Source organism: Streptomyces sp. SID14478, assembly GCF_010548525.1.
Classification (GTDB): Bacteria; Actinomycetota; Actinomycetes; order Streptomycetales; family Streptomycetaceae; genus Streptomyces.
Genome location: NZ_JAAGMG010000598.1, coordinates 1 through 10422, shown reverse-complemented (window position 1 = coordinate 10422; position 10422 = coordinate 1). Strand labels below are relative to the sequence as shown.

Annotated in this window: 12 protein-coding genes and 1 pseudogene; 9 read left to right on the top strand and 4 right to left on the bottom strand. The window is 70.8% G+C overall.

Going from position 1 to position 10422, the window contains the following annotated elements; all coding sequences use genetic code 11:
* From G3I40_RS19510 to G3I40_RS19500, 3 genes and pseudogenes are all read left to right on the top strand, one after another.
* Positions 1 to 502, top strand: a pseudogene (locus tag G3I40_RS19510) (hypothetical protein); the annotation flags it as partial.
* A 71-nt stretch (positions 503 to 573) separates the two neighbouring features.
* Positions 574 to 1362: a polyprenol monophosphomannose synthase gene (locus G3I40_RS19505; protein ID WP_164303417.1), complete on the top strand. Its 789-nt coding sequence runs from the start codon at positions 574 to 576 to the stop codon at positions 1360 to 1362.
* A gap of 5 nt (positions 1363 to 1367) precedes the next feature.
* Positions 1368 to 1937 carry a GtrA family protein gene (locus G3I40_RS19500; RefSeq protein WP_164303416.1) on the top strand — a complete coding sequence of 190 codons (570 nt, stop codon included), beginning with the start codon at positions 1368 to 1370 and terminating at the stop codon, positions 1935 to 1937.
* Here the strand turns inward: G3I40_RS19500 and G3I40_RS19495 are convergent.
* Positions 1888 to 2736 carry a hypothetical protein gene (locus G3I40_RS19495; protein WP_164303415.1) on the bottom strand — a complete coding sequence of 283 codons (849 nt, stop codon included), beginning with the start codon at positions 2734 to 2736 and terminating at the stop codon, positions 1888 to 1890. The genes G3I40_RS19500 and G3I40_RS19495 overlap by 50 nt on opposite strands.
* A 393-nt stretch (positions 2737 to 3129) precedes the next feature.
* Between G3I40_RS19495 and rplM the strand changes: the two genes are divergently transcribed.
* The 3 genes from rplM to glmM all read left to right on the top strand — a co-directional run bounded on the left by rplM (position 3130) and on the right by glmM (position 5596).
* Positions 3130 to 3573 carry a 50S ribosomal protein L13 gene (gene rplM / locus G3I40_RS19490; RefSeq protein ID WP_164303414.1) on the top strand — a complete coding sequence of 148 codons (444 nt, stop codon included), beginning with the start codon at positions 3130 to 3132 and terminating at the stop codon, positions 3571 to 3573.
* A 44-nt stretch (positions 3574 to 3617) separates the two neighbouring features.
* Positions 3618 to 4139, top strand: a complete 522-nt coding sequence (gene rpsI / locus G3I40_RS19485; RefSeq protein ID WP_164303413.1) for a 30S ribosomal protein S9 — start codon at positions 3618 to 3620, stop codon at positions 4137 to 4139.
* A 98-nt stretch (positions 4140 to 4237) separates the two neighbouring features.
* Positions 4238 to 5596 (top strand): phosphoglucosamine mutase, encoded by a 1359-nt coding sequence (gene glmM, locus G3I40_RS19480; RefSeq protein WP_164303412.1) that lies wholly within the window; start codon positions 4238 to 4240, stop codon positions 5594 to 5596.
* On the opposite strand, the gene G3I40_RS19475 is transcribed toward glmM, so the two are convergent.
* Both G3I40_RS19475 and coaA read right to left on the bottom strand, forming a co-directional pair.
* Positions 5593 to 6543: a DUF389 domain-containing protein gene (locus G3I40_RS19475; RefSeq protein WP_164303411.1), complete on the bottom strand. Its 951-nt coding sequence runs from the start codon at positions 6541 to 6543 to the stop codon at positions 5593 to 5595. The genes glmM and G3I40_RS19475 overlap by 4 nt on opposite strands.
* 20 nt (positions 6544 to 6563) lie before the next feature.
* Positions 6564 to 7550, bottom strand: a complete 987-nt coding sequence (gene coaA, locus G3I40_RS19470; RefSeq protein ID WP_203644397.1) for a type I pantothenate kinase — start codon at positions 7548 to 7550, stop codon at positions 6564 to 6566.
* A 206-nt stretch (positions 7551 to 7756) separates the two neighbouring features.
* Between coaA and G3I40_RS19465 the strand changes: the two genes are divergently transcribed.
* Positions 7757 to 8008: a hypothetical protein gene (locus tag G3I40_RS19465; protein ID WP_164303406.1), complete on the top strand. Its 252-nt coding sequence runs from the start codon at positions 7757 to 7759 to the stop codon at positions 8006 to 8008.
* A gap of 10 nt (positions 8009 to 8018) precedes the next feature.
* Positions 8019 to 9866 carry a glutamine--fructose-6-phosphate transaminase (isomerizing) gene (glmS, locus tag G3I40_RS19460; RefSeq protein WP_164303409.1) on the top strand — a complete coding sequence of 616 codons (1848 nt, stop codon included), beginning with the start codon at positions 8019 to 8021 and terminating at the stop codon, positions 9864 to 9866.
* Between the two features lie 90 nt (positions 9867 to 9956).
* Here the strand turns inward: glmS and G3I40_RS19455 are convergent, their stop codons facing one another.
* The gene (locus G3I40_RS19455) at positions 9957 to 10139 is read right to left on the bottom strand and encodes an Rv0909 family putative TA system antitoxin (protein ID WP_164303408.1); all 183 of its coding nucleotides are present in this window, start codon (positions 10137 to 10139) and stop codon (positions 9957 to 9959) included.
* A 95-nt stretch (positions 10140 to 10234) separates the two neighbouring features.
* Here G3I40_RS19455 and G3I40_RS19450 point away from each other — a divergent pair.
* Positions 10235 to 10422, top strand: a 188-nt coding sequence (locus G3I40_RS19450; RefSeq protein ID WP_164303407.1) for a 4'-phosphopantetheinyl transferase superfamily protein, incomplete at its 3' end; no start/stop codon positions are given.

Sequence of the window (10422 nt, the reverse complement as noted above, 5' to 3'; positions counted from 1 at the left end):
GGCGGCCACGGTCGCCGGGCTCGCCTTCCAGGCGCTGCCGGGCCTGCGCGAGACCCGGCAGAACGCGCTGGGGGAGCCCGACTTCCGCAGCGCCGCGCGGATCGTCGCGGCCGGCCAGAGCAAGGGCGACGGCATCGTGTTCAACGGCGCGATGTCCGAACGCCGCGCCCTCGCCTACGAGTTGCGCGACGACGCGGGCCGGCCGAAGGACGTGCTGATGTACCGCACCCCGCAGCAGCGCGGCTCGTTCGACGCGGCCGAGTGCCCCGAGCCGGCCTCCTGCCTGGCCGACACCGACCGGCTCTGGCTCGTGGCCACCACGTTCGACGGCGACCCGTACGCGGGGATGGCGCGGCCGACCAGGACCGCGCTCGACCGGAGTTTCCGCGTCGTACGCACCAAGAAGCTGGACAACCTCCAGGTGCTGCTGCTGAAGCGGACCCGGTCCGCCGACGACAGCGAACGGGACGACGACGCGGGTGACCGCAAGGTCCACACCTGACACGGCCGCAGGGGCCGGTCGGGCTGGTGAATTCCGGGGGCTGGGGAGGCCCCCGGTGGGGAGGGAAAGAAATGACGTACACAAGGGACGGCGGGGATCTGGGGAGATCCGGCGCCACGGTCACCGTGGTGATGCCCACCTACAACGAGGCGGCCAACCTGCCGCGCATCACGGAGCTGGTCCTCGGGCAGCCGGTCCCCGGCCTGCACCTGAAGATCGTCGACGACTCCAGCCCGGACGGCACGGGGCGCATCGCCGAGGAGCTCGCCGAGAAGTACAACGCCGACCGGCCCTTGGGGCAGCGGCGGATGAGCGTGCTGCACCGCGTGGAGAAGGACGGGCTCGGCCGGGCGTACGCCGCCGGGATGAGCGCGGCGCTCGCCGAGGGCGCGCAGTACGTGGTGCAGATGGACGCCGACGGCTCGCACCCGGCGGAGGCGCTGCCGCGGATGCTGCGGGCGGCCGTGGAGGCGGACGCGGGCCTGGTGGTCGGCAGCCGGTACGTCGACGGGGGGTCGCTCGACGAGGAGTGGGGCTGGCACCGCAAGGCGCTGTCGCGGTTCGCCAACGGCTACGCGCGCACCGTGCTGGGCACCAAAGGGATCTCCGACATCACCGCCGGGTTCACCATGTGGCGCGCGGACGTGCTCACCGCCGTCGACGTGACGTCGCTGGACAGCGCGGGCTACAGCTTCCAGGTGGAGCTCAAGTACAAGGCCGTCCGCGGCGGGTGCCGGGCCGTCGAGATCCCGATCCGGTTCGAGGAGCGCACGGAGGGCGAGTCGAAGATGAGCCTCGGTACGCAGATCGAGTCGGCCATGATCCCGCTGCGGCTGCGCCGCCGCTACCGCGGGATGTGAGGCGGGTGGCCGGGCGACACGGGGGCGCCCCGTCCGCGCTGAGCAGGCTGTACGCCGAGATCGCCAAGTTCGGCGTGGTCGGCCTGCTCGGCATCGCCGTGAACCTCGTGGCGTTCAACCTGCTGCGCTGGGCCACGGACCTGCAGACGGTGCGCGCCGGTGTCGCGGCCACGGGACTCGCGATCGTGGGCAACTACGTGGGGTTCCGCTACTTCACGTACCGGGACCGGCAGTCGGCGGGCAGCAGGCGCCGCGAGGTGGCGCTGTTCGCCTTCTTCAGCGCCGTCGGGCTGCTGATCGAGAACGGGGTGCTCTTCGGGGCGACGTACGGGCTCGGCCTGCACGACGCCCTGTGGAGCAACTTCTTCAAGTTCGCCGGCATCGGCGTCGCGACGCTGTTCCGCTTCTGGTCGTACCGCACCTGGGTGTTCACGAGCGCGCCCCAGGTGCCGGTGACCCACCACCACGGCTTCGACACGGCGGGGTTCGTCGAGTCCGTGGAGGAGACGATGACGCTGCGTGCGGTCAGCCCGCCGTCGCAGCCGCCGACGCCTGCGCCTCGCCGCGTCGCTTGATCTGCTGGAACGTGAACTCCTGCAGGTCGTCGCCGAGCGCGAAGACCGTGGCGTCCTTCTTGCTGGCGTCCCTGCCGTTGGTGAGGCCGCCGTTGGTGAAGTACGCGTAGCGGCCCACGGAGTTCGCGGTCTGGCGGCACACCGTCGTGCGGCAGAACGTGGGCACCCCGGAGCCGGGCAGCGAGACGACCGCGCCGTCGAAGTCGTACTGCTCCTTGGCCCGGGTGGCCGCCGCCTTGGTGTCGAACACGGCGACGCCGATGGTCACCGCCGAGCTGTCCTTGTAATAGGTGGCGCGGATGACCTGCGTGCAGCCGTTCTTCCTCAGCACGCCGGACAGGCCCTTGGTGCCCACGGAGGCGCAGTCCGCCGTGCGGGCCGTCGCACCCTTCTTGTACGTGTTGCCGCCGAAGGTCAGCGTCCTGCCGGGGAACAGGGTGTCCGCCCCCAGCGGCGCCTTGTCCTTGGCCGCGCTGTCGATGAAGTCGTTCGGATCGAGCGGCGGCGGCGGGGTCGTCTCCGCGAAGGAGGGGCCCGGCGTCCTGCCCTCGCTGGGGATGTCCGCGGTGCTGGGCAGCTGGTCGGCAGGCTTGTTCCCGGCCTCGCTGTCCTTGTTCGCGGAGACGATGCCCCAGGCCACGACCGAGCCGACGGCGAGCGTGGCGACGACGGCACCGCCGATCATCATCCAGCGCTTCTTGCGCGCGCGTGCCTCGGATGCCTCGGCGAGCGCCGCCCAGTCCGGGGCGCCCCCGTTGTCCCCTGGACCCCACTGGGGTCCCCCCTGCCCGAAACTCATGGGCCGCATCTTAGACGGGTCGGGTGGGGCCCTGGATACACCTGTTGCCGCCCCCTGCGCCCGGCCCCGCACCCGGTGTGTGCGGGGCGTCACAGCCGGCCGGGCCGGTCCGCGCCGACGTGCCGTTACCCTGGAAGGGACTGGGCAGTACCTGGTCCCGGGATCACGGTCGGACAGCGTTTTGACCCATCCGGGGCATCGTGGGTATTCTGCCTAGTCGTTATGCGTATCGGCTTGGTCGTTTCCGTACGAGAAGCCCATGCGCAGGTTCCCTGGAGCAGTTACCAGTGGGCGGCATACGGGCGTCGGTCCCGGCACTGTCGTCCCCAGCTGCACGATCGCTTCAGTGATGCCATGTGTCAGCACCCATCTACTGAAGAAGAAGGCTGCGAAGTGCGTACGTACAGCCCCAAGCCCGGCGATGTGACTCGCCAGTGGCACGTCATTGACGCGCAGGACATCGTCCTGGGCCGTCTGGCTACCACTGCCGCGAACCTCCTCCGTGGCAAGCACAAGCCGACCTATGCCCCGCACATGGACATGGGCGACTTCGTCGTCATCATCAATGCCGACAAGGTGCACCTCTCCGGCAACAAGAAGACCCAGAAGATGGCGTACCGCCACTCCGGTTACCCGGGCGGTCTGCGCTCCGTGCGCTACGACGACCTCCTGGCGAACAACCCGGAGAAGGCCGTCGAGAAGGCCATCAAGGGCATGATCCCCAAGAACACCCTGGGCCGTCAGATGCTCTCCAAGCTGAAGGTCTACTCGGGCGACCAGCACCCCCACGCTGCCCAGCAGCCGGTGCCGTTCGAGATCACCCAGGTCGCGCAGTAGTTCCGGCCACACCCCCAAAGACAGAAAAGAATCTGAGGAGAATCGTGGCCGAGACCACTGCCGAGACGCCGGTCGAAGAGACCGAGATCGTCGACGTCGAGAGCTACACCACCGAGTCGGACGCGCCCGTCGAGGGCGAGTACACCTCGGAGTCCAACCCCGCCCGCTTCGGTGACCCGCAGCCGGCCGCCGGCCTGGGCCGCCGCAAGAACGCCATCGCGCGCGTTCGCATCGTGCCCGGCACCGGCAAGTGGAAGGTCAACGGGCGCACGCTCGAGGACTACTTCCCGAACAAGGTCCACCAGCAGGAAGTCAACGAGCCCTTCAAGGTGCTCGAGCTCGACGGCCGCTACGACGTCATCGCCCGCATCTCGGGCGGCGGCGTCTCCGGTCAGGCCGGTGCCCTGCGCCTCGGCGTGGCCCGCGCGCTGAACGAGGCCGACGTGGACAACAACCGCGGCGCCCTCAAGAAGGCCGGCTACCTCCGCCGCGACGACCGTGCGGTCGAGCGCAAGAAGGCCGGTCTCAAGAAGGCCCGCAAGGCCCCGCAGTACAGCAAGCGCTAAATCGCTGCCTGCTCGTCTTTTACCGTTCGCCCCGGCGGCACTTCCCGTGCCGCCGGGGCGTTCGGCTTATGGTTCACGTGAAGTTCGGAGGACATCAAGTGGGACGACTCTTCGGCACCGACGGCGTGCGCGGCGTCGCCAATGCGGACCTGACGGCCGAGCTGGCGCTCGGCCTGTCTGTCGCCGCGGCGCATGTTCTGGGCGAGGCGGGCACCTTCCAGGGCCACCGTCCCGTCGCGGTCGTCGGCCGGGACCCACGGGCCTCGGGCGAGTTCCTGGAGGCCGCGGTCGTCGCGGGCCTGGCCAGCGCGGGCGTCGACGTCCTGCGCGTCGGTGTGCTGCCCACCCCCGCGGTGGCGCATCTCACCGGTGCGCTGGGAGCCGACCTCGGCGTGATGCTCTCCGCGAGCCACAACGCCATGCCGGACAACGGCATCAAGTTCTTCGCCCGCGGCGGCCACAAGCTCGCCGACGAGCTGGAGGACCGCATCGAGGACGTGTACGAGCAGCACCGCACGGGCGCCCCCTGGGAGCGACCGACCGGTGCCGGCGTGGGCCGCGTGAAGTCCTACGACGAGGGCCTCGACGCGTACGTCGCCCACCTCGTCGGCGTCCTGCCGAACCGGCTCGACGGGCTGACGATCGTCCTCGACGAGGCGCACGGCGCCGCCTCCCGCGTCTCGCCGGAGGCGTTCGCGCGGGCCGGTGCCGAGATCATCACCATCGGCGCCGATCCGGACGGCCTCAACATCAACGACGGGTGCGGCTCGACCCACCTGGACCTGCTGAAGGCCGCCGTCGTCGCGCACAAGGCCGACTTCGGCATCGCGCACGACGGGGACGCCGACCGCTGCCTCGCCGTGGACCACACCGGGTCCGAGATCGACGGCGACCAGATCCTCGGCGTGCTCGCCCTCGCGATGCGCGAGCGCGGCGCCCTGCGCGAGGACACCGTCGTCGCGACCGTCATGTCGAACCTGGGCTTCAAGCTGGCCATGGAGCGCGAGGGCATCACCTTCGTGCAGACCGCGGTCGGCGACCGGTACGTGCTGGAGTCCATGAAGGAGCACGGGTACGCGCTGGGCGGCGAGCAGTCCGGCCACGTCATCGTGCTCGACCACGCGACGACCGGGGACGGCACGCTGACCGGGCTGTTGCTCGCGGCGCGGGTCGCGCAGACGGGCCGCAGCCTCAAGGACCTCGCCTCCGTCATGGAGCGCCTGCCGCAGGTGCTCATCAACGTGCCGGACGTCGACAAGTCCCGCGTCACCACGTCCCCCGAGCTCACCTCCGCCGTGGCCGACGCGGAGCGCGAACTGGGCGCGACGGGGCGGGTGTTGCTGCGCTCCTCGGGCACCGAGCCGCTGGTGCGCGTGATGGTCGAGGCCGCCGACATCGAGCAGGCGCGCGCGGTGGCGGGGCGCCTGGCCGACGTCGTGAAGTCGGCGCTCGGCTAAGGAAGCCGCGGTTTCCCGGCGGTGCGTTCACGCTGCCTGGCCCAGAGGAACTTCTGGGCGAGGAGCGTGAGCGTACCGGCGAGGACGATGCCGAGCATGTTCAGCAGGAGCTGCTGCGTGGAGCCCCAGGTCTGGCCCATGTCGCCGTAGGCGAGGGCGACCGCGGCGTTCGCCGCCGCCGGCACCGTGGTCACCGAGATGGCCACCCCCACCAGGGCGCCCGACTTCGCCGAGGTCAGCGAGAGCGTGCCGGCCGCGCCCGCGAGCACCGCCACCACGAACGAGAACCAGTCGGGCGCGTACACGAAGCCCGTGTTGGGGCGGTCCGCCTCCAACTGCTTCTCGGTGAAGAGGTGCACCGCGTCCATGAAGTAGCTGAACCCCACCGTCACCGCCATCGCCACCGCGAACCCGACGAGCAGTGCGGTCAGCGAGCGCAGGGCGAGCCGCGGGGCGCGCCGCACCAGCGCCGTGCAGAACCCGGCGAGCGGGCCGAACTCCGGGCCCACCGCCATGGCGCCGACGATCAGGATCGCGTTGTCGAGGACGACGCCGCACGCCGCGATCATGGTGGCGATCACGAGGAACGCCACGTACGTGACGGTGAGCGTCGACTCCTCGTGCGTGACGTCGGTGAGGTGCTCCCACAGGACCGCGTCCGCGCCCTCGCCCGGCGCCTCGTCCTCCGCCTTGTCGGCGCGCCGTGACAGCGACAGGTCGATGTTCTCGACGGCGATCGAGCCGGCCTTGTCGATGTCCAACTTCCGCAGCCCGTCGATGAGTTCGTCACCGGCCTCGCGGGCGACGTCGCACATCACGACGTCGCCCGCCGGGTTGCGGGCCGCGCCCGGCAGCACCGCGAGGTGCGTGGTGCCGACGGTGTCCTCGATGAGGCGCACCACGGCGTCCGTCGTGTCGGCCGGGGTGATCAGGCGCAGATGCAGCATGCGCGTACGTTAACGGGCCCTCAGAGTTTCCTCAGCCGCAGCCGCTGCACCTTGTGGTCGGGGCCCTTGCGGATGACGAGGCCGGCGCGGGCGCGGGTGGGGGCCACGTTCTCCAGCAGGTTCACTTTGTTGACGGTGCGCCAGGTCGTGCGCGCGTAGTCGAGCGCCTCCTCCTCGGAGACCTGCGTGTACTTGCGGAAGTACGAGGACGGGTCCTGGAAGGCGGTGGCGCGCAGCTTGCGGAAGCGGTTGAGGTACCAGCTCTCGATGTCCTCGGCGCGCGCGTCCACGTACACGCTGAAGTCGAAGTAGTCGGCGAGACCGACGCGGGTGCGGCCGTCCTTGCCGGGCAGGGCGGGCTGCAGGACGTTGATGCCCTCGACGATGAGGATGTCGGGGCGGCGCACGACGAGCTTCTGGTCCGGGACGATGTCGTAGATCAGGTGCGAGTAGACGGGGGCCGTCACCTCGTCCTTGCCGGCCTTGATGTCGGCGACGAACCGGGTCAGGGCGCGCCGGTCGTAGGACTCGGGGAACCCCTTCCTGGACATCAGGCCGCGGGCCTCCAGCTCCTTGGTGGGCAGCAGGAAGCCGTCGGTGGTGACGCGCTGCACGCGCGGGTGCTCGGGCCAGCGCGAGAGCAGCGCCTGCAGGAGGCGCGCGACCGTCGACTTGCCGACCGCCACGGAGCCCGCGACCCCTATGACGAAGGGCGTGCCCGACTGGGACGCCTTCTCGCCGGTGTCGCCGAGGAAGGTGTTCACGGCGCTGCGCAGGCCGTCGGTGGCGCCGACGTAGAGGTTGAGGAGCCGGGAGAGCGGCAGGTAGATGTCCCGCACCTCGTCGAGGTCGATGACATCACCGAGGCCGCGCAGCTGCTCGACCTCCGCGGCGGTCAGCGGCAGGGGGGTCTTGTCACGCAGGGCGCTCCACTCGGTACGGGTGAGGTCGACGTAGGGAGTCGCCTCCGGCCTGTGCCGGTGGGCGCTCCGGGAGGTCGACTGCATGGGCTCGGAGACCGGAGAGATCACAGTCCATTGTTACGGCTGTGTGGACGGGGCGGGGGGTGGGGTGCGTCACGCGGGGGAGGTAGATGCGTCGTCCATGCGACCGTCACAGCTCCGCCATGGATGTGGTCCCCGCGTGGAGGCGGCGGTACGTTCGCCCCACCCGCGGGGCCGAGGCGCACCGTGGGACGGAAGGGGGAACCGTCATGTCCGTACTTCGGATGCCCGGCTTCGTACGGCGACGGACCCGCGCCGCGGACGGCGCGCAGGACTGGGCCGAGCGCGTCCGCGACGAGCTGGCGTCCGACCTGCCCGACGAGGACATAGGTGAGGACCTCGACGACTGCCTCGACTTCTACGTGATGGGCAGCAAGCCGCGCTGCGAGGAGGCCGAGTACCTCCGGCTCGTCCAGGACGCGCGGGACCAGCTGCTGCGGGGGCGTCGGCCGCGGACCTAGGCTGCCGTTTATGTGCGGAATTGTGGGATACGTAGGTTCGCAGTCGGCTCTCGACGTCGTGCTGGCGGGTCTGAAGCGGCTGGAGTACCGGGGCTACGACTCGGCCGGTGTGGCCGTGCTCGCGGACGGGTCGCTGGCGGCCGCGAAGAAGGCCGGCAAGCTCGCCAACCTGGAGAAGGAGCTGGTGGAGCGGCCCCTGCCGGCCGGGCCCGCCGGCATCGGGCACACCCGCTGGGCCACCCACGGCGGCCCCACGGACACCAATGCGCACCCGCACCTGGACAACGCGGGCCGGGTCGCCGTCGTGCACAACGGCATCATCGAGAACTTCGCCGCGCTGCGCGGCGAGCTGGCCGGGCGCGGGCACGAGCTGACCTCCGAGACGGACACCGAGGTCGTGGCGCACCTGCTGGCCGAGGAGTTCTCGGCGTGCGGCGACCTCGCCGAGTCGATGCGCCGCGTCTGCCGGCGCCTGGAAGGCGCGTTCACGCTGGTCGCCGCGCATGCGGACGCCCCGGACGTGGTGGTGGGGGCGCGCCGGAACTCGCCGCTGGTGGTGGGGGTCGGGGAGGGCGAGGCCTTCCTCGCCTCGGACGTCGCCGCCTTCATCGCGCACACCCGCTCCGCCATCGAGCTGGGCCAGGACCAGGTCGTCGAGCTGCGCAGGGACGCGGTGACGGTGACCGACTTCGAGGGGCGGGCCGCCGACGTCCGGCACTACCACGTCGACTGGGACGCCTCCGCCGCCGAGAAGGGCGGCTACGACTACTTCATGCTCAAGGAGATCGCCGAGCAGCCGAAGGCGGTCGCGGACACGCTCCTGGGCCGGATCGGCGCCGAGGGCCAGCTGACGCTGGACGAGCTGCGGATCCCCGCCCAGGTCCTGAAGATGGTCGACAAGGTCGTCATCGTGGCGTGCGGGACCGCCTTCCACGCCGGGCTGATCGCCAAGTACGCGATCGAGCACTGGACGCGGATCCCGTGCGAGGTGGAGCTGGCGAGCGAGTTCCGCTACCGCGACCCGATCCTCGACGCGCGCTCCCTGGTCATCGCCATCTCGCAGTCCGGCGAGACGATGGACACGCTGATGGCGCTGCGGCACGCGCGCGAGCAGGGGGCGACGGTCCTCGCGATCTGCAACACGAACGGGTCGACGATCCCGCGGGAGTCGGACGCCGTCCTGTACACGCACGCCGGGCCGGAGGTGGCCGTCGCCTCCACCAAGGCGTTCCTGACGCAGCTGGTGGCCTGCTACCTGGTGGCGCTGTACCTGGGCCAGGTGCGGGGCACCAAGTGGGCCGACGAGATCCTCGCGGTCGTACGGGACCTGGCGCGCATCGGCGAGGAGGTCGAGCGGGTCCTGGAGACGATGGAACCGGTGCGGGAGCTGGCGCGTTCGCTGGCCGCGCACGACACCGTGCTCTTCCTCGGGCGGCACGTCGGGTACCCGGTCGCGCTCGAAGGCGCCCTGAAGCTCAAGGAGTTGGCGTACATGCACGCCGAGGGCTTCGCCGCCGGGGAGCTGAAGCACGGGCCGATCGCGCTGATCGACGAGGGACTGCCGGTGGTGGTGGTCGTGCCCTCGCCGCGGGGGAGGTCCGTGCTGCACGACAAGATCGTCTCCAACATCCAGGAGATCCGGGCGCGCGGGGCGCGGACCATCGTGATCGCGGAGGAGGGCGACGAGGCGGTGGCCGCCTACGCGGACCACATGATCTGGGTGCCCGTCACGCCCACCCTGCTGCAGCCGCTCGTCGCGACGGTGCCGCTACAGGTGTTCGCGTGCGAGCTGGCGACGGCGCGGGGCAACGAGGTGGACCAGCCGCGCAACCTCGCCAAGTCGGTGACGGTGGAGTAGGCCGCAGCGCCCCCTTCACGCCCGAGGGCGGCAACTCCCCGATCGCCCGGGGGAGTTGCCGCCCTTCGACGTGACCGCCCGGACGCGCCGCTACTTGTCGTCCGGCTTCTCGTCGCGGGACATGCCGAGCTTGCCCTCGGCCGCGTTCTGGGCCTTGTCGACCTTGTCGGCGTACTTGTCGCCGGTCTTCTCGTTGACCTCTTCCTCGAGGTTGTCGGAGATGTCCCGCGCCTTGTCCTGCGCCTGGTCCCTGAACTTGTCGAACGCACCCATCGAGGGGCTCCTTCCGGTATCCCCCTGCGGCCCGACGCTACGCCGCCCCCCGGTGTGCCGCATCGCGAGCGGACACGGACCGTAAGGTGCACGGCATGAGCATCATCGGGGTCGGTATCGACGTGGCCGAGATCGCACGGTTCGCGGCGTCGCTGGAGCGCACGCCCGGGATGGCCGCGCGCCTGTTCGTGCCGGACGAGCTGCTGCTGCCCGGCGGCGAGCGCCGCGGGGCGGCCTCCTTGGCCGCCCGGTTCGCGGCCAAGGAGGCGGTGGCGAAGGCGCT